The sequence below is a fragment of the Paraburkholderia sp. BL23I1N1 genome (genome assembly GCF_003610295.1).
GTDB lineage: Bacteria > Pseudomonadota > Gammaproteobacteria > Burkholderiales > Burkholderiaceae > Paraburkholderia.
Genome location: NZ_RAPV01000001.1, coordinates 2220928 through 2238840 on the forward strand (window position 1 = coordinate 2220928; position 17913 = coordinate 2238840).

At 62.9% G+C, this 17913-nt stretch carries 14 protein-coding genes and 1 pseudogene; 8 read left to right on the forward strand and 7 right to left on the reverse strand.

Annotation, left to right across the window (positions count from 1 at the left end; genetic code table 11):
• Positions 1–9: 9 nt before the first annotated feature.
• A complete protein-coding gene (locus B0G76_RS10455) occupies positions 10–906 on the forward strand; it encodes a LysR family transcriptional regulator (RefSeq protein ID WP_120291888.1) in 897 nt (298 codons plus the stop codon).
• A 9-nt stretch (positions 907–915) separates the two neighbouring features.
• Here B0G76_RS10455 and B0G76_RS10460 read toward each other — a convergent pair whose 3' ends face one another.
• The 3 genes from B0G76_RS10460 to B0G76_RS10470 form a co-directional block, all read right to left on the reverse strand.
• A complete protein-coding gene (locus B0G76_RS10460) occupies positions 916–1563 on the reverse strand; it encodes a GntR family transcriptional regulator (RefSeq protein ID WP_120291890.1) in 648 nt (215 codons plus the stop codon).
• 98 nt (positions 1564–1661) lie between these two features.
• Positions 1662–3047 (reverse strand): aspartate aminotransferase family protein, encoded by a 1386-nt coding sequence (locus B0G76_RS10465; RefSeq protein ID WP_409076704.1) that lies wholly within the window; start codon positions 3045–3047, stop codon positions 1662–1664.
• Positions 3048–3071: 24 nt separating this feature from the next.
• On the reverse strand, positions 3072–4409 hold the full coding sequence (locus B0G76_RS10470; RefSeq protein WP_120296293.1) for a glutamine synthetase family protein: 1338 nt from the start codon (positions 4407–4409) through the stop codon (positions 3072–3074).
• A 210-nt stretch (positions 4410–4619) separates the two neighbouring features.
• On the opposite strand from B0G76_RS10470, the gene B0G76_RS10475 reads away from it, so the two are divergent.
• The 4 genes from B0G76_RS10475 (at position 4620) to B0G76_RS10490 (ending at position 8513) form a co-directional block, all read left to right on the forward strand.
• Complete coding sequence (locus B0G76_RS10475) at positions 4620–5657, forward strand: AraC family transcriptional regulator (protein WP_147394028.1); 1038 nt, start codon at positions 4620–4622, stop codon at positions 5655–5657.
• Between the two features lie 202 nt (positions 5658–5859).
• The gene (gene aguB, locus B0G76_RS10480) at positions 5860–6756 is read left to right on the forward strand and encodes an N-carbamoylputrescine amidase (protein ID WP_120291894.1); all 897 of its coding nucleotides are present in this window, start codon (positions 5860–5862) and stop codon (positions 6754–6756) included.
• A 78-nt stretch (positions 6757–6834) separates the two neighbouring features.
• Complete coding sequence (locus B0G76_RS10485) at positions 6835–7866, forward strand: histone deacetylase family protein (RefSeq protein WP_120291896.1); 1032 nt, start codon at positions 6835–6837, stop codon at positions 7864–7866.
• Between the two features lie 14 nt (positions 7867–7880).
• A complete protein-coding gene (locus B0G76_RS10490) occupies positions 7881–8513 on the forward strand; it encodes a glutathione S-transferase family protein (RefSeq protein WP_120291897.1) in 633 nt (210 codons plus the stop codon).
• Positions 8514–8595: 82 nt separating this feature from the next.
• Here the strand turns inward: B0G76_RS10490 and B0G76_RS10495 are convergent, their stop codons facing one another.
• Positions 8596–10410: a methyl-accepting chemotaxis protein gene (locus B0G76_RS10495; RefSeq protein ID WP_259460541.1), complete on the reverse strand. Its 1815-nt coding sequence runs from the start codon at positions 10408–10410 to the stop codon at positions 8596–8598.
• Between the two features lie 278 nt (positions 10411–10688).
• Between B0G76_RS10495 and B0G76_RS10500 the strand changes: the two genes are divergently transcribed.
• The gene (locus B0G76_RS10500) at positions 10689–11069 is read left to right on the forward strand and encodes a hypothetical protein (RefSeq protein WP_259460542.1); all 381 of its coding nucleotides are present in this window, start codon (positions 10689–10691) and stop codon (positions 11067–11069) included.
• 57 nt (positions 11070–11126) lie between these two features.
• Here the strand turns inward: B0G76_RS10500 and fabV are convergent, their stop codons facing one another.
• Positions 11127–12323 carry an enoyl-ACP reductase FabV gene (gene fabV, locus B0G76_RS10505; RefSeq protein ID WP_120291901.1) on the reverse strand — a complete coding sequence of 399 codons (1197 nt, stop codon included), beginning with the start codon at positions 12321–12323 and terminating at the stop codon, positions 11127–11129.
• Between the two features lie 542 nt (positions 12324–12865).
• Between fabV and B0G76_RS10515 the strand changes: the two genes are divergently transcribed.
• Entirely contained in the window at positions 12866–15403 is a 2538-nt protein-coding gene (locus B0G76_RS10515) for a penicillin-binding protein 1A (RefSeq protein WP_120291902.1), read from the forward strand.
• A 122-nt stretch (positions 15404–15525) separates the two neighbouring features.
• On the opposite strand, the pseudogene B0G76_RS10520 reads toward B0G76_RS10515, so the two are convergent.
• Positions 15526–16643, reverse strand: a pseudogene (locus tag B0G76_RS10520) (porin).
• A gap of 398 nt (positions 16644–17041) precedes the next feature.
• Between B0G76_RS10520 and B0G76_RS10525 the strand changes: the two are divergent.
• Positions 17042–17413 carry a hypothetical protein gene (locus B0G76_RS10525; RefSeq protein ID WP_120291904.1) on the forward strand — a complete coding sequence of 124 codons (372 nt, stop codon included), beginning with the start codon at positions 17042–17044 and terminating at the stop codon, positions 17411–17413.
• Positions 17414–17489: 76 nt separating this feature from the next.
• Here B0G76_RS10525 and B0G76_RS10530 read toward each other — a convergent pair whose 3' ends face one another.
• Positions 17490–17888 (reverse strand): cupin domain-containing protein, encoded by a 399-nt coding sequence (locus B0G76_RS10530; RefSeq protein WP_120291906.1) that lies wholly within the window; start codon positions 17886–17888, stop codon positions 17490–17492.
• Positions 17889–17913: the final 25 nt, after the last annotated feature.

Consider the following 17913-nt stretch of genomic DNA (forward strand, 5'->3'; position numbering starts at 1 on the left):
ATTTTTCTAATGAAAATCGACACGCTCGGCGTGCAGGCATTCGTCGCGATTGCGGATCGCGGCAGCTTTCAAGCCGCCGCCGATTCGCTCCACGTCACGCAAACGGCCATTACGCAACGCCTGCGGAAGCTCGAAACGTTTCTCGGCGTCACGCTGATCGAGCGGACCACCCGGTCCATGGCGCTGACGGAAATAGGGCGCACTTTTCTGCCGCAGGCGCGGCGTTTGTTGGGCGAGCTTGCCGATGCGCTGGTGGAAATTCGCGAGACCGGCGTGGCGCGTCGCGGCGACGTGTCGATCGCCTGTGTGCCCACCGTCGGCGTGCAGTATCTGCCGCGCATTTTGCAGGCGTATGCCGGGCGCTATCCGCATAACCGCATCAAGATTCTCGATCACGCCTCGTCCGCGGTGGAGGAGGCCGTGCTGCGCCGGGAGGTGGAGTTCGGCATCAATATCGCCGGCGAGCATCATCCGGATCTTGCCAGCGTGCCGTTGACGGAAGACCGCTACGTGCTGATTTGCCATGAAGATCATCCGCTGGCAAAACGGCGGCGCATCGCCTGGCCGCAATTGCAACCGTATCCGCTGATTTTTGCCGGCGAGGTCAGCGGCAATCGCGCCTTGCTCGATGTCGCGCTGGAAAAGAGCGAACTGGCGCTGCGCTCGTTTTATGAAGTGCAACGCAGTTCGACTGCGGTTGGCCTGGTCGCTCAGGGCGTGGGCGCCGCCGTCGTGCCGGCGCTAGCGATTCAGAAGGGCGCGTATCCGACAGTTCGCACAGTCGAACTCACGCATCCGGTGGTGTCGCGTACGCTGGTTCTCGTGGCGCGCAAGACTGCCCAGTTGTCGCCGGCGGCGCAGGCGCTGTACGACATGATTCTCGGGCAGGCGACGCTCAAAGCGTGATGCGGAACCCTACAAACACTGCGCCCGCAAACAGCTTGCCGCATGGCTCAGATCGTGTTCGATCGCGCGCCGCACACCGGCCGGGTCACCCGCTTTTGCGGCGTTCAGCAATTCGTCGTGCGCGTCGTTGAGCGTGCCGGCAAAGTGCGTATCGCCAAACAACAGATTCGAAATTGGCCCGACCTGAAGCCACACTGTTTCGATCAACTCGAGCAGAAGCGGCGAGCCTGCCGCGCGGTACAGAATCAGATGGAACGCTTCGTTGGCGTCGAGAAAGCCCTTGGCGTCGGCGCTCAGCAGGGACCGCGCCATCTCCTCGTTCAGTTTTTCCAGCGTGTCCAGATCGTGCGCGCTGAGATTCGGCGTGCCCAGTTCGGCGGCCTGGCCCTCGAGAATCATGCGCACACGCAGCACATCGTCGAATTGTGCTTTCGACAGACGCGGTACCGTCACGCCGCAATTGGGCACGTTCACCAGTGCGGATTCCGCCGCGAGACGCTGCAAGGCGGAGCGCACCGGCATCTCGCCCACGCCGAGTTCGGCGGCGACGTGCCGGATCTTGATGCGCTCGCCCGGCACGAAGCGCCCGATCGTCAGCCATTGCCGCAGCGTTTCGTAAGTCTGGTCCTGCAGCGTGTGATGGCGCAAAGTTTTCATAAAGCTCGTTGCGGGGACCGAAAAAAGGCTGTGAATAGGCTGCAAAAAAGCCGCGAGTTAGCGTCGGCCCTACTCGATCGGTCTCGATCCGACCAGGCTCAGGTTAGTTCGGCAAGGCAGGCGTCGAACGTGGAAACCAGTTTGTCGACGGCGGCCACCGACGTTTCCGGGCACACCAGAATCATGTTATGAAACGGCGTAATCAGCACGCCGCGATTGAGCAGGTACAGGTGCACGACATGCTCCAGTTCCGGATCAAGTTGATTGCCGGCTTCGGCGCCATTGCGCGGCGGTGTCGGCGTGAACTGGAATTCGGTGCGGGCGCCGACACGCGTCACGCACCACGCAAGTCCATGACGCTCGATCGCACTTCTCAGGCCGGCCTCGATCCGCTCGGCGAGCGCGAACATGTGCTCGTAGGCGGCATCGGTCATCACTTCGGCGAGCGTCGCGCGGATCGCACTCATGGCCAGCATGTTCGCCGTCAGCGTGGTGCCGATGCCGGAATGGCCGGGCGGTGCGCTGCGCTTGGCGTGCTGCGCGCGGGCCGCCAGCTCGGCGCTGAAACCGTACACCGCGCACGGAAAGCCGCCGCCCACCGGTTTGCCGAGGATGAACAGATCGAGTTCGAGGCCGTACGCTTTCGAGTAACCGCCCGGCCCGCAACTGATGGTGTGGGTTTCGTCAATCGCCAGCAGGGTGCCGTAGCGGCGCATCAGCGCTTGCGCTTGCCGCCAGTAGTCCGGTTCGGGCAGCACCATGCCGATGTTGGTCATGGCGGGTTCGGCCAGCACACAGGCGACGTCGCCGTCTTTCAGCGCATTTTCCAATGCGGACAGGTCGTTGAATTCGATCACGCGGGTGCTTTCGAGCAGGTCGTGCACCTGGCCGATCAGGCTGTCGCGCTGTTGCGGTTTGCCGTCGACGAGATCGACGAATACGTCGTCGACGGTGCCGTGATAGCAGCCGTTGAAGATCACGATTTGCCGGCGTCCGGTCGCGGCGCGTGCCCAGCGCAATGCAAAGCGGTTAGCGTCGCTTGCCGTCATTGCGAACTGCCAGTAGGGCAGCCCGAAACGTCGCGCAAGTTCTTCGCCGACCCACGCGGCGTCTTCGCCCGGCAGCATGGTCGTCAAGCCGCGCTCGGCCTGGGCCGCCAGCGCGCGGGCCACCGGGGCCGGCGAGTGGCCGAACATCGCACCTGTGTCGCCGAGGCAGAAGTCGGCGTAGCGATGGCCGTCCACGTCGGTAAAACTGGCGCCGCGGGCTTGATCGACGTAGAGCGAGAAGGGTGTCGACCAGTCGTTCATCCAGTGCAGCGGCACGCCGAATAACAGGTGGCGCGCGGCGCGTTCGGATAGCGCGCGTGATTTCGGCATGGCTTCGGCAAACGCGCGGCGTTCGCGTTCGACGAGCGCTTGCGCACGCTCCCAGTTGATGCCGTTGCGGGTAGTCAAATCCGGCTTCTCCAATGAGGTTTCCATAATGTTGCTATCGGTCGCCCTCGCTCACACGAGCAGTTGCAGATGCTCACGTTCCCACGCGGTAATGCCTTGCGAGAAGGTCTCGAATTCCTTTTCCTTCACCGCGCAATACGCCTGCACGAAGTTGTCGCCGAGCACGTCCGCGAGTCCGGTGCACTTCAGGAGCGCCTTGAGCGCGTCTTCGAGACCGCGCGGCAATTCGTATTCGAGGTCGTACGCGCTTTCGATCATCGGCGCCGATGCTTCCTGCTGCTCCACCATGCCGAGATAGCCGCAGGCGAGGGTGGCCGCCATCGCGAGATACGGATTGACGTCGACGCCCGGCACGCGGTTTTCGAGCCGCCGGCCGTCCGGCCCGGAGTTCGGCACGCGGATGCCGCAGGTGCGGTTGTCGTAGCCCCAGCGCACGTTGATCGGCGCCGCGGTAAAGCGCGACAGGCGCCGATAGGAATTCACGTAGGGCGCGAACATCGGCATGGCTTGCGGCATGTACTTCTGCAAGCCGCCGATATAGTTGAAAAACAGCGGGCTGGCCGATCCGTCAGGCAGCGAAAAGATGTTCTCGCTGGTTTGACTATCGACGATGCTCTGATGAATGTGCATCGCGCTGCCGGGTTCATGCTCCATCGGCTTGGCCATGAACGTCGCGAAAATGCCATGACGGTACGCGGTTTCGCGCACCGCGCGCTTGAACAGGAACACGCGGTCGGCGAGATCGAGCGCGTCGCCATGAGAAAAGTTGATTTCCATTTGCCCCGCGCCGACTTCGTGCACGAGCGTTTCGACACCGAGATGCGTGGTCTCGCAGAAGCGCGAAAGGTCCTGAAAAAACGGATCGAATTCGTTGACGGCGTCGATCGAAAACGACTGACGGCCGGCTTCGTGACGCCCCGCGCGGCCGAGCGGCGGACGCAGCGGTTCATGCGGATTCTCGTTCTGGGCGATCAGGTAAAACTCCATCTCCGGCGCGACCACGGGACGCCAGCCTTTTTCCTCATAGAGTTTCAGCACGCGCCGCAAGACCGCGCGCGGCGAAATGCCGATCGGCTTGCCGTCGAGTCCGACGCAATCGTGGATCACCACCGCGACCTGCTCGATGGCCCACGGCACGAGCCGCACCGTATTCGGATCCGGAATGCAGAGCATGTCGGGATCGCTCGGCCCGACAAAGCGCTCGAAATCCGCGAACTCGCCGTTGACGGTGATCATCAACAGCGCGTTCGACATGTGCATCTTGCCTTCCGAGAGAAACAGGTTCTTCGGCACGATCTTGCCGCGCGCGACGCCCGTCATGTCCGGGATCACGCATTCCACTTCATGAATGCGGTGCTGTTCCAGGAATTCACGCAGATCCGCACGCAGGTCGCCGCGTAGGTCGCTTTGCAAGGTTGACTCCAGTCGGTTGATGTAGACGGCGCGAAGCGCAACTGCAAACCTTGCGCGACGAACTGCCTGTTCGGGAAAGCTGGGCGTTTTGCATCATGGGATTTGATCAAATCATCGCACGGATTTTTCCTTTTGGGCAATTTGATCAAATATCATCGACATATCGAGGGAAGCCAAGAACCGTCCATGACCGATGCACCGTGTTCGCAACGCCCGTCGCCGGCCCAGTGCGTCGCGACCCTGCATACGATTGCCGCCGCCGTCTCCTTGCTGGAGCGGCAGGGGATTGGCGCTGCCGTGCTGCTGGCGGGAAGCGGCATCAGCGAGGGCGATTTGCGGGAGCCGTCCGGGCTCGTCACGCACGCGCAGGAGCTGATCGTGTTCGCCAACGCGCTCGGCGCGTGCGGCGATACGCGCCTCGGCCTCGACATCGGCCACGCCATGCATATTTCGAGCTACGGGATTCTCGGCTACGCCATGCTGGTGAGTCCCTCGCTCGGCGATGCGTTGCAGTGCGCCGAGGACTTTCCCGTCCTGCTCGGCAGCTACTTCAAGGTTTCGCTGCGCCGCAACGGAGATGAAGCGGCGATTGTCGCGGCCGATTACCACTACCGGCCGGATCTCACGGCGATCAATACGGACATGTGCCTCGCGTCGATGTGGGCGATCGTCTGCGACGTGCTGTCAGCCCGGCGCGCGCCTGCCGCGCTCGAGGTGACGTTCGGCGCGCCGGCTCACGCGGATGCCTACGAAGAGCGGATAGGCCGCCACGCCACCTTCGGCGCCGCCGAAAACGCGCTGATTTTTCCGGCCAGCTGGCTCGACGAACCGTTGCCGCTCGCCGAGCCAGTGAGCTATCTGATGTCGCGCCAGCAATGCGCGCAACTGGAGCGCGAATGGGCCACCGCGGCGGGCAACGACGTCACCGCACGCAGCCTGCGGCTGCTGTATGCCGACCCATGCCGCTATGGTTCGCTGCGCGCGCTCGCCGAGGCGCTGTGCGTGTCGGAGCGCACGCTCAGACGGCGTCTGTCGGGTAGCGGCTCCGCCTTTCAGGCGCTGCTCGACCGCGTGCGCCACGATCTCGCGCTTGACTACCTGATGCGCACGCGCCTGTCGATGTCGGATATCGCCGAGCGGCTCGGCTATAGCGAAACGGCCGGTTTCCGGCATGCGTTTCGCCGTTGGACCGGCCATTGTCCGAGTGACTACCGCTGCGCGTAGACGGCGCTTCTGTCTAAAGTTCTTTCGAAGCCGAGGCATGACCGGCGCGGTCAAGCGCTGTGAAGTCATGCCCTGGCTCGCTGCCCATCCTCCGTCAGATTGGCCACATTTATCCCTTCGATGACCGTTTCTCCGTTATCGCTCATCCGTGCGCCTCGGGCAGAATTTTCCCAGACAAAACCATCGACATAGGAGACACACAATGCGCGCAGTCAGCGTGGCGGCAATCCAGTTGGCCGTACCGGGATGGGATCGCGAGGCTAACCTCGCCGAGGCTGAGCGCCTGGTGCGCGACGCGGCGGCACAGGGCGCACAGGTGATCCTGTTGCCCGAGTTGTTCGAGCTGCCGTACTTCTGCACCGAGCAGGACGCGAAGCATTTTCGCCATGCGCTGCCATATGAGGGCCATCCTGCCATTACGCGCTTGAGCCGCGTTGCCGCCGAATTGAACGTGGTCCTGCCGGTCAGTTTCTTCGAACGGGCCGGCAACGTCTTCTTCAACACGGTGGCTATGATCGACGCCGACGGCAGCGTGCTCGGCCGCTACCGCAAAACCCATATTCCCGACGGCCCGGGCTACAGCGAGAAGTACTACTTCACGCCCGGCGACACGGGCTTCCGAGTCTGGAAGACGCGTTACGGCACGCTTGGTGTAGGTATCTGCTGGGACCAGTGGTTCCCGGAGACGGCCCGCGCAATGGCGCTCCTCGGCGCCGAACTGCTGTTCTATCCGACCGCGATCGGCAGCGAACCGCAAGACCCGTCGCTCGACAGCAGCGCACACTGGCAGCGCGTGATGCAGGGCCACGCAGGCGCGAATCTCGTGCCGCTCGTCGCCGCGAACCGCACCGGCCGCGAGCAGGGCCGTGACTTTCCGCAGCGCTATTACGGTTCGTCGTTCATCGCCGATCAGTATGGCGAGCAGGTGCAGAAAGCGGGGCGCGGCGAGCCTGCGATCCTGCTTCATCGGTTCGATCTGGATGCGCTCGCCGAGACTCGCCACGCTTGGGGCGTGTTTCGCGACCGGCGTCCGGCGTGCTATGGCATCCTCGCGACGAGCGATGGCAAACACCGTACCGCCGAGGGAGCATCGTATTAACGAGGGTGACCGGCCCCGGCGGGTTGAATAGCGGACTCAAGCAGGACTCAAGCAGCAAGCATCCTGAGGAGACATGGCATGTTGACTGTATATAGCGATCGGCACCGGCTGCACCATGGCCGTGCCGAATTGATCGACGGCGAAATGAAGCCTTGCTTCGAGATGCCGAGCCGTGCCGATTTCATTCTGGAACGGGTGCGCGAAACGAAACTCGGCGACGTGATTGCGCCCGTAGCGTTCGGGCTCGATCCGGTGCACCGGGTTCACGACAAGGGCTTCATCGCGTTTCTTCGCGGCGCCTGGGACGAATGGAGCGCGCTCGGCCGGAAGCACGACGCATTGCCGCTCATCTGGCCCGTGCGCGGCATGCGCCAGGACCGCGTACCGGAAGATATCGACGGCAAGCTGGGCTACTACGCGATGGACGCGGGCGTGCCGATCACCTCGGGCACCTGGGCCGCCGTGAGCGACGCGGTGGACGTTGCGCTCACCGGCGCGCGCCACGTGAGGGAGGGCGCCCGCGGCGCGTTCTCGCTGTGCCGGCCGCCCGGGCACCACGCGGCGGCGGACTATATGGGCGGCTACTGCTATATCAACAATGCGGCAGTGGCGGCGCAGTCATTCCTCGATGCGGGTGCGAAACGCGTGGCGATTCTCGACGTCGACTATCACCACGGCAACGGTACGCAGAGTATTTTCTATCACCGTTCGGATGTATTGTTCGTGTCGCTGCATGGCGATCCGCGCACGGAGTATCCGTTCTTTCTCGGACACGCCGACGAAACCGGCGCGGGGGCGGGCCTCGGCTACAACGCGAACTTCCCGCTGCCACTGGGGACGGCGTGGCCGGACTATACGGTGGCGCTCGACGCGGCTTGCTCGCGTGTCGCCGACTACGCGCCGGATGCCTTGGTGGTGTCGCTCGGTGTCGATACTTTCGAAGAAGATCCGATCTCGCAGTTCAAGCTGCGCAGCGCGGACTATCTGCGCATCGGCGAGGCGATTGGACGCATGGGGAAACCGACTTTGTTCGTGATGGAAGGCGGCTACGCGGTTGCGGCGATCGGGGTCAACGCGGTGAATGTGTTGACGGGTTTTGAGTCGGTTTGACAGGTCACGATTCCATGCTTCAGATACTTGGCAAAGCCACCTCCATCAATGTGCGCAAAGTCCTGTGGACGTGCGCCGAACTCGGCCTGCCGTTTGAACGGGAGGACTGGGGCTCCGGATTCAGGGCGACCGACGTGCCCGAATTTGTCGCGCTGAATCCCAACGCCATGGTTCCGGTGATTCGGGATGGCGAGTTCGTGCTGTGGGAATCCAACTCGATCATCCGTTACCTGGCCGGCCGCTATGGCGGCGAGTCGCTCTATCCGCTCTATCCCAGCGATCCTTGCGAGCGCGCGAAATGCGATCAATGGATCGACTGGCAGGCGAGCGAACTGAACCGCGCCTGGAGCTACGCGTTTCTTGCGCTGGTCCGGCACTCACCGGCGCATCAGGACCGTCAGCAGATCGATCTGTCGTGCGCGAACTGGGCGAGGCATATTGCAATCGTCGACCGGCAATTGGCAACAACCGGTGCCTTCATTGCCGGTCCATCGTTCTCGCTTGCGGATATTCCGATCGCGCTGTCGATCAACCGCTGGCTCGAAACGCCGCTGCAGCATGCCGATTTTCCCGCGCTGACGGCTTATATGGCGTGCCTTGCCACGCGCCCGGGCTACCTGGACTACTGCGGTACCGGCACGCCGTGAGCGGCACGTCCGTGCTGTGGGGCCCAACCATCGGCCCAAGTGGCCACGGCAGCCCGAAGCGGAGTCGCGCAGTCGGTGCGCTTTACGCGTGGGTCTCAGCGTGGCGCAGCCTGAACAGACCCACGATGCGCGACAGGCCGTGCGCCTGCTCGTTCAGCGTCGCGGAGGCGGCGGTCGATTGCTCCACGAGGGCGGCGTTCTGCTGCGTCGACTGGTCCATCTCGGCGACGCTGCGGTCGATCTGGCTGATGCCGGCGCTCTGTTCGTTCATCGCGCCGTCGATTTCGCCAATGACGCGATTCACGCGGTCGATCCCCGCGACGATTTCCTGCATCGCCGCGCCGGCGGCCTGGACGCGTTGCGCGCCCGTGCCGACGCTGGCTTCGGATGCCTGAATCAGGTCCTTGATCTCGCGCGCGGCGGTCGCGCAGCGCTGCGCCAGCGTGCGCACTTCGCCCGCTACCACGGCGAAGCCGCGGCCGTTCTCGCCAGCTCGTGCCGCTTCGACGGCCGCGTTGAGCGCCAGGATGTTGGTCTGAAACGCGATGCTGTCGATCACGCCGATGATCTCGGTGATGCGTGCGGAGGACCTGGCGATATCGTCCATCGTGCTGACTGCGCTCGTCACGACTTCGCCGCCGCGCGCCGCTGCCTGGCTTGCCGAGGTCGCTAGCCGCGTGGCCTCCACGGCCGATTCGGCCGACTGTTTGACGCTTGCGGTCAACTGCGTGAGGGCCGCCGAGGTGGTTTGCAGATTGTAGGCGGACGTTTCCGTGCGCTGCGACAAATCGCGGTTGCCCATTTCGATTTCGCTGGTCGCGATCTTCATGTTCTCCACGCCGGCACGCACTTCCAGCAACACCGTGCCGATCTTGTCGACGAACGCGTTGAACGAGGCGGAAATCTGCGCCACTTCGTCGTTGCCGACCACCGGCAGGCGATGGGTGAGATCGCCGCTGCCCGAGCCGATGGTATCCATGGCATCGCGCACCTGCGAGAGGCCGCGGAACGAATGCGAGGTGAAGAACGCGGCAATGCCCACCGCCGCCAGCGTCAGCAACACCATCGCCACGCCGAGCGCTTGCAGGACGTTGGCCAGACCTGCCGTTGCCTCTGCCTTGTCGAGCGCGATCACCAGATACCAGTCGGTGCCGTGCACCGGTTGCGCCTTGAGCAGCTTCGCCACCCCACCCAGCTCGACTTGCATCGGCGCGCCGGCTTGCGCGAGCGAGGTCAGCGCGTCCGGCGTGAGTGCTGCGGAGATGTCGCTTGCCTGCTTCAGAATCAGCTTGGCGTCCGGATGCGCGATCACCTGACCGTCGCGCGCCACCACGAAGGCGAGGCTCGAGGGCGTCGGATGCACGGCGGCGACCACTTCGCGCACTCCGTCGAGCGGTACGGCGCCGCTCAACGCGCCGGTTGCTTCGCCGTTGCGAATCATCGGTGCGGAAAACGAGACGTAGGGCACGCCCGTCGACGCGTCGCCGTACGGCTTCGTGACAATCAGCGTGCCGGCCGCGACGGCCGCCTTGTACCAGGGCCGCGCGGTCGGGTCGTAGTCCTTGGGCGTGGTGCTGCTGGTCGAGAAATAGGTCTTGTCGGTCCAGCCGACGGTGGTGATCGGAAAGCCGTCCGCATTGCTCATATGTTTGACGAAGCCTTGCGGATCGCCGTGCTCCACCTCTTCAGCGGTCACCTTCACGGCCTGTGCTTTGGCGGCAACCCACTTGTCGATGGCCAGCGCATTGGCGTCGGCGATCGCGCTCAGGTTCTCCGCGATGGTCGCCATCGTGTTGGCGCGCACTGTGACGTAGGCGGTGGCACCCGAGAGCGCGAGTGCGCCGATGACGGTAGCGGAGGAAATGATCAGGATGCGGGTTCGGAGTGAGGAAATCATGGTTTCCGTGAAGAGTGGAGGGGTGCTGCACGATCTGGAACGCCTGCTGCGGCACCTCGGCACGACCCGGGCCGAGCCACGGTTTTAGGGCTACCTTCACGGACTACGGCGAAAAAATGGAGAACTTGAGGCGACCGCGCGAGTGGCCGCGACCTTGGCGTAACAGGGTTCGTTCGCAGGCGAATGCTTACCGCAATACTTGCGGAATGCTTACGCGATTTTTTTACGATGTGCCGGGCGCCGGATGCTTCTGCGCACTGCGGCCTGATGCGCCTACAATGGCCGCTTTTGCGACACGGATTGAAGGTTTAAAGATGCGGGTATTGAAATTTGCACTGGCCGTGCTGACGGCCTGTTTCGCGCTCAACGCAAGCGCCGAGATGACGGCTGCGCAATATAAGCTTTGGGCGCATACCGACAACAACTCGGTCTACGCGGCTTACATTACCGGCACGATCAATGCACTGGGGTGGGCGAATGGGGATCTGGTGTCGAAGAAGCGTCCGCCGCTGTTCTGCCCGCCGCAAAACCTTGCTATTGGCAACCAGAATGTCTATCCGCTGCTCGATCGGTTTTTCACCAATCACCCGGGTCTTTCAGACGACTTTCCGATCGGCCTCGCCATTTTGCGCACGCTTCAGGCGGCGTTTCCCTGCTGATTCCGCCGGTCCTTCTGAATCAGGCAGTTTGCGGGGCCACAATGGCCCCGCGAAGACTTACATCTGTACCAGTCCGGGAATCTGCACGTCCGGATTGACGTCGGCTTCATAGTCCACGCCGGCGATCTCGAATCCGAAGAGACGCAGGAAGTCGGTCTTGTAGCCGGCGAAGTCGGTGAGTTGGTAGATATTGTCGTTGGTCACCTGAGTCCAGAGTTCCTGGACGCGCGCTTGCACGGCGGGGTCGAGTTCCTTGTAATCGGCGCGCAGACGGCCTTCTTCATCGATGTGCGGCGCCGTGCCATACATGCTGTCTTTGTAGAGCCCGTAGACCTGCTCGATACAGCCTTCGTGCGTGCCTTTTTCCTTCATGACCTTGAAGAGCAGCGACAGGTACAGCGGCATCATCGGGATCGCGGAGCTTGCCTGAGTGACGACCGCCTTGAGTACGGAGACGCGTGCATCGCCGCCCTTGGCCGCGAGTTTTTCGCGGATGCCGAGCACCGTCTGATCGAGGTCTTTCTTGGCCGCGCCGATCGAGCCGTTCCAGTAGATGTCGTGCGTGATCTTTTCGCCGAGATAGGTGAACGCGGTCGTCTTCGCGCCGTCGGCGAGCTCGCCGGCGTCGAGCAGGGCGTCGATCCACATCTGCCAGTCTTCGCCGCCCATGACCGCGACGGTGTTGTCGATTTCTTCTTGCGTGGCGGGTTCGAGGACGGTTTCCTTGACGACTTCCTTGTCGGTGTCGATGCCGCGCAGGGTGACGGCTTTGCCGATCGGCTTCAGGGTCGAGCTGAACACTTCGCCGGTTTTCGGATGCGTGCGTTTGGGCGCGGCAAGACTGTAGACGACCAGGTCGACCTGACCGAGATCGCGCTTGATGACTTCGATGGTGCGTTGCTTGACTTCATCGGAGAAGGCGTCGCCGTTGATGCTCGTGGCGTACAGGCCTTTTTCCGCGGCGAATTTCTCGAAGGCGGCGGTGTTGTACCAGCCTGCCGTGCCGGCTTTGGTTTCGCTGCCGGCGCGCTCGAAGAACACGCCGAGGGTGGCCGCGTCCGAACCGAAGGCGGCGCTGATGCGGGCGGCGAGGCCGTAACCCGTGGATGCGCCGATCACGAGCACCTTCTTCGGGCCGTTGGCAATGGGGCCGCGTGCCTTGACGTATTCGATCTGCTCTTTGACGTTGGCTTCGCAGCCGGTCGGATGGGTCGATACACAGATGAAGCCACGCACGCGCGGTTTGATGATCATGAAGCACCTCTTGTCAGAATTGCCGACATTATAGTTTGGGCCTGCTCGGCGGGGTTTTTTTGTCTGGTTGCCTTGTGGGGTTGGCCTTTGCTTGTTTTGGTTGCCTGTGCGGCGGTTTGTTTTGGCCGTGGTTTTATGGTGTTGGCCTTTCCTTGTTTTGTTAGTGGTCTATTAGCGTTGCCCCTGTGCGGGGCGGCACTTACTTTCTTTGCCGCCGCAAAGAAAGATAAGCAAAGAAAGCGGCTCAAACCGCTAATTCTTAAGCGGGTCCCCCGCGCAGCCACGGTTGTGGTGCATCTGGAATCCGTGTTCTCGCACATTTGGCCGGCAAAGAGTAGGTGCCGCCCCGCACAGGGGGCAACGCTAATAGACCACTAACAAAGCAAGGAAAGGCCAACACCGCAGGCAAGCAGACAAACCAAGCGCCGCACAGGCAACCAAACCAACCAAATCCCAACACCATAAAAACCCCCACCCCAAACAAATCGCCGAGCAGGCCCCTGCTACGATGCTGCCTTTGTCAAGCAGAACGGTAACCCCGAGTGAAGCGCCTGATCCCCCAATTCCTGCAGATCCTTGAAAAAGGACTAACCCAGGCGAACCAGCCCATCGCCCGGGCTCTCTGGCACCTGCGCCATCCCACGTTGCGCGGCATGGCATGGGCCTGCGCCGCGATCCCGGCGCTCTTCGTCGTGTATGTCCTCGCCCTGATCCCGTTCACGCCCAGCATCGGCGACATCCGCAAGGCGAAAATCGAGCAGCCGGCCCAGATTCTCTCGGCAGACGGCAAACTGCTGGCCGAATTCAAGCCCTCGAACCGCGAGTGGGTCAAACTCAAGGACATCTCGCCGAACGTGGTGAACGCGCTGATCGCCACGGAAGACCACCGCTTTTACCAGCATTTCGGGCTGGATTGGCGCCGCACGGCATCGGCCGCGCTGCACACGTTTTCCGGCGACCGCCAGGGCGGCTCGACCATCACCCAGCAACTCGCCCGCAATCTTTATCCGGACGAAATCGGCCGCGCGCCCACACTGACCCGCAAGATCAAGGAGGCGATCACGGCCTTCAAGATCGAGGCGCTCTACACCAAGGACGAGATCCTCGAGACCTACCTCAACACGGTGCCGTTCCTCTACAACGCCTATGGCATCGAAATGGCGGCACGCACCTATTTCGATAAATCGGCCGGCGACCTGAACGTGCTGGAAAGCGCAACGCTCACCGGCATGCTCAAAGGCAATAGCTACTACAACCCGGTGCTCAACCCGGATCGCGCCCTGCAGCGGCGCAATACGGTGCTGGCGCAAATGGTCAAGTACGGCAAGCTCACGCCCGCGGCCTACGCGACGCTCTCGCGCCGTCCCTTGCGCATCGATTTCGAGCGGCAGACCGAGCCGCCCGGACCCGCTCCGCACTTCGCCCAGCAATTGCGCAAGTGGCTCGCGGCATGGGCCGATCGCAACGAATACAACATGTATTCCGACGGGCTCGTGGTGCGCACCACCATCGATTCGCGCTTGCAAACCATGGCCACCCAGGCGGTGACCTTGCAGGGCAACCAGTTGCAACGCATTGCCAACTCGGCGTGGGGCACGCGCGCCGGTTGTACGGGCGACCGCGATCTGCTGCAGACTTTCCTGCGCGAAACGCCCGACTTTCGCGCCGCAAAAGACCCGGGCCTGACGGACGACGAGGCGCTCAAACGCGTCTCGTCCGATCGCAATCTGGTGCAGACGGTGTGCGAATCCAAGACCCGGGTGCAGGCGGACTTTCTCGCGATGGACCCGCGCAACGGTCAGATCAAAGCATGGGTCGGCAGTCGCGACTTCAGCCAGGACCCGTTCGACCACGTCCAGCAGGCGCGGCGTCAGCCGGGCTCGACCTTCAAGCCGTTCGTCTACGCCGCGGCCTTCGAAGACGGCGCCAAACCCTCCGACACGTTTATCGACAAGCCCGTCGAAATCCCGCTGGCCGGCGGCGAAGTCTGGCGTCCGAGCGACGAGGATGAGCCGAGCGAGCGCGCCATCAGCCTGCGCGACGGCCTCGCGTATTCCCGCAACCGGATCACGGCCCAGTTGATGGAAACGGTCGGTCCGAACAAGGTCGCGCGACTGGCGCGTGCCATGGGCGTGCGCGACAGCGAACTCGATCCGGTGCCGTCGCTTGCGCTTGGCACGAGCCCGGTGACGCTGAAGGAGATGGTCTCGGCCTACGGCACGATCGCCAACCTCGGCGGTTACGTGGAGCCGGTGATGGTCACGCGTATCGAAGACCGCAATGGCGAGGTGCTGGCCGAGTTCGCGCCGGCGTCGCCCAAACAGGAGTTGCCGGCCGCTGCCGCCCGCACGCTCGTCGATGTGATGCGCGACGTGGTGAGCCGGGGCACGGGTTCGAGCATTCGCAGCCGCTTCGGCGTTCGCGGCGATGTCGCGGGCAAGACGGGCACCACGCAGGGGAACGCCGACGGCTGGTTCATCCTGATCCAGCCGCAACTCGTGGCAGGGGCGTGGGTCGGCTTCAACGACAGCCGGGTGACCTTGCGTAGCGACTATTGGGGCCAGGGGGCGCACAGCGCTTTGCCGATCGTCGGCGACTTTTTCCAGCGCGCGCAACGCTCGAAACTGATCGACAGCCGCGTCAAATTTGCGACCGACCAGGAGCCAGGCTGGTTTGAGGAACGGTCGGGCAGGTTGCGCGAGTGGTTCCAGCATCTGTTTGCGGCGCCGACGGTGAAAACGGAAGCGCCAGTTGTCACGCGCAATCCGGCGCGACACACGCCTGCTGTAACTGCATCTGCATCTTCGTCGGCGTCTGCGTCAGCGCCCGTCGCGGACGTTGAACCGAAGCCGCTCCCAGCCCAGCCGCCGCTTCTTCAAGCGCCTGTGCCAGCGAGTGGGATAGCGAGCGGGATAGCAAGCGGGGCAGCGAACGGCGCAGTCGACGGAGAGACGCACGGCAGCGGCGAGCCTGCCTTGGCACCGACACCCACGCCGGACGACATCGCGCCGTCGGACGCGGGCGGCGGCGCGGCACGCTCGCCCGTAGGCGCGTCGGCGAGCGTCAACGCGTCGCCTTGACGGGGAGGGCTGGCGATCGCATCGACAAACCTGCTCCCGCCGACAACGTGCAACGCGAGCTGGACGCATGCCGCAGCAGGCCACACACGATCGACTGCCGCCTGCAGCACTGAAGGTTCGCCTTAGAACCGATGCGTCATGCCCACCGTCGCAAGAATCTGCTTGGTGCCGGGTGCGGTCACGGTCACACCCGGCCAGCTCACCGTAGCGGTGCCGTTGTTCTTCAGGTAGCCCGCTCGCATGTACAGACTCGTCCGTTGGGACAGCGAATGATCGACGCCCAGCTCGATGCCCGGCGTGTTGTCATGCGCGCCGCGCACGTTGCGCTGAACGCCGGCAATCGCGATCACGTCGGCCGGGGTTGCCTGGATCGTGGCGCCCAACTCCGCAATGCTCAGCGAATGCGCGGTGCCCAGATGCGCGGCCAGCGATCCCGCCGCGGGGTCCTTGGCGCGGTTGTACGAGTAGTTGAACTGGAAGTTCACGATGCCGATCCGGTACGCGAGCGCGCCGATGAAGTGCTCGGTGCCCAACAGGCTCAGCGAAGCGGGCAGGCCGGTAATGGTTTCCTGTCCCGGGTGTTGGTTCACGTACGCAAGACCCGCATAGAAACCGTAGCCCGAATAGGTGGCCGCCACGTTCAACATGTTGCCCGTGGTGGCCGGCACGGGCTGGCTCACCGTCGCGGCGAACGCATACATGCCGTAGAACTTCAGTCCTTTCAGATCCGGCGATTGATACATGATCGAATTGCTGGCGCGGCCGGAATCGTATTGCGTCGAAAGCGTTTGCCGGTCGACAGCGAGCACGTTGGCCGAAAACGGCGATAGCACCTCGTTCGCGCGAAACGGATCGGACGGATAGATGACCCGGAAGCTCGGCTCGTACTGACGCCCATGGTCAACGAACCGTATCTGGCGTCGCTCAGGCCGACCCATGCCTGACGATAGAAGAGCGCCGAGGTGTCGGCGAACAATCCGCCGTTGTTCACGTTAAAGCCCGTTTCGACGTTGAACTGCGCCTTCAAGCCGCCGCCCAGGTCTTCGGTGCCTTTCAGGCCGAACAGGGAGCCGGTCGAGCCGCCGCTCTTTTCCGCGTACGAATGGACGCCGCCGTTGTCCAGATACTGGATGTTCGCATCGACAACGCCGTACAAGGTCACGCTCGACTCAGCCGCCGCGGCGCCACCCGCGGCAAGAATCAGCGTGGCTCCGCAAACGCCATGATTGATAAAGCGCATGCATGTCTCCTCTTTTTATATCCGCCTGATGCGGATTTGATTGCACAGTCTTGCTGCGGGGGCGAGTGCGGTCTGGATTTATCGGCCCCAACCGGTCGCGTCACAAATCGCATGACCGCGCTAATTTCAAGTCAAGTGACGGAATAAAGCCAGTGCATTATTTTTATGATGAGAGTGCAGATATTGCATGATCGGGACGGGCCGTGAAACCTTGCATAAGCCGACGAAATCGCGCTTTTCGTCCATCACGACGCAGACTTGCGAAGTCCCGTCCCGGCACCGCCAGCCGGCGATTGTTAAGGTGCATGCAACAGTGTTTTCAGGTGGCGAGGCTGATCTTGCGGGCCCGATTGCGCATAATTTCGGGATTGGTAAAACGGTCAAAAATGTAGGCGCATATGTTCAACCCTGTCTCAGATCGCATGCTCGATCAGGAGCGGGCAGCGGTCACGCTGCGACCCCGAAGCCCACTGTCCAGGCGGGCGGTCGCGCTCGTCGCGGCGCTGGCCGCGTGCGCGAGCATGGTGGGATGCGCATCGTCGACTAACGTTGTTGCCACCGGCAAACCCGGCACTTACACGGTTGCGGCGAGCGCGACCGGCGGTCGGATGGCCTGGGCCCGTGCGCACGAGCAGGCGATAAGCGAGGCGCGCGAATTCTGCGAGCGTCGCGGCATGCAGATCAGTGTCACGACCGAAACGGTGACCGGCGTGCAGATGATGTCCGAGCACGCATCGTCAGTGAATTTCGAATGTCATCCGAAGTTCTAAAAAAAACAGCGCCAGCCGGTGAGGGCTGGCGCTGAGTAATATGCGCGAGAGCGCGTTCGCCTCTCACGTGATGCGTTCACTGCCTGTCGAACGTGACCAGATTTTTATCTTTCGTGTCCGCCACAAAAATGGCGAGCAGTTTCGCGGGTTCCGTGTCGCTCGCGTTTTCGCTCATCGTATGATGCGCGCCGGGCTTCTCGATCCAGTGTTCGCCCGCGTGAAAGACGCGCACATCGCCTTCGTTGACACGGCTGCGGATCGCACCCGAGAGAACATAGCCGACCACAAAGGCCTGTCCATGCCGATGCGGTAGCGACTTGCCTCCGGGCGCATAGTTGTAGCGACTTGCATTTGAAACCGGACGTGCTTGCAATCCACGCCGCTCCCTGCTCGAAATAACTGCAACTGACGGAGCGCGCGTGCTCGCACTATCTGCAACTGTGCTTGCATTCAGCCACGCGTGCTTGCATTCCATCGCCGCGTGCTCACATTATCTGCAA

Bases quoted from the DNA above. Each gene is read 5' to 3' on its own strand.
- B0G76_RS10455 (WP_120291888.1), top strand. From the start codon at position 10: ATGAAAATCGACACGCTCGGCGTGCAGGCATTCGTCGCGATTGCGGAT.
- B0G76_RS10460 (WP_120291890.1), bottom strand. From the start codon at position 1,563: ATGAAAACTTTGCGCCATCACACGCTGCAGGACCAGACTTACGAAACG.
- B0G76_RS10465 (WP_409076704.1), bottom strand. From the start codon at position 3,047: ATGGAAACCTCATTGGAGAAGCCGGATTTGACTACCCGCAACGGCATC.
- B0G76_RS10475 (WP_147394028.1), top strand. From the start codon at position 4,620: ATGACCGATGCACCGTGTTCGCAACGCCCGTCGCCGGCCCAGTGCGTC.
- aguB (WP_120291894.1), top strand. From the start codon at position 5,860: ATGCGCGCAGTCAGCGTGGCGGCAATCCAGTTGGCCGTACCGGGATGG.
- B0G76_RS10485 (WP_120291896.1), top strand. From the start codon at position 6,835: ATGTTGACTGTATATAGCGATCGGCACCGGCTGCACCATGGCCGTGCC.
- B0G76_RS10490 (WP_120291897.1), top strand. From the start codon at position 7,881: ATGCTTCAGATACTTGGCAAAGCCACCTCCATCAATGTGCGCAAAGTC.
- B0G76_RS10495 (WP_259460541.1), bottom strand. From the start codon at position 10,410: ATGATTTCCTCACTCCGAACCCGCATCCTGATCATTTCCTCCGCTACC.
- B0G76_RS10500 (WP_259460542.1), top strand. From the start codon at position 10,689: ATGGCCGCTTTTGCGACACGGATTGAAGGTTTAAAGATGCGGGTATTG.
- fabV (WP_120291901.1), bottom strand. From the start codon at position 12,323: ATGATCATCAAACCGCGCGTGCGTGGCTTCATCTGTGTATCGACCCAT.
- B0G76_RS10525 (WP_120291904.1), top strand. From the start codon at position 17,042: ATGTTCAACCCTGTCTCAGATCGCATGCTCGATCAGGAGCGGGCAGCG.
- B0G76_RS10530 (WP_120291906.1), bottom strand. From the start codon at position 17,888: ATGGAATGCAAGCACGCGTGGCTGAATGCAAGCACAGTTGCAGATAGT.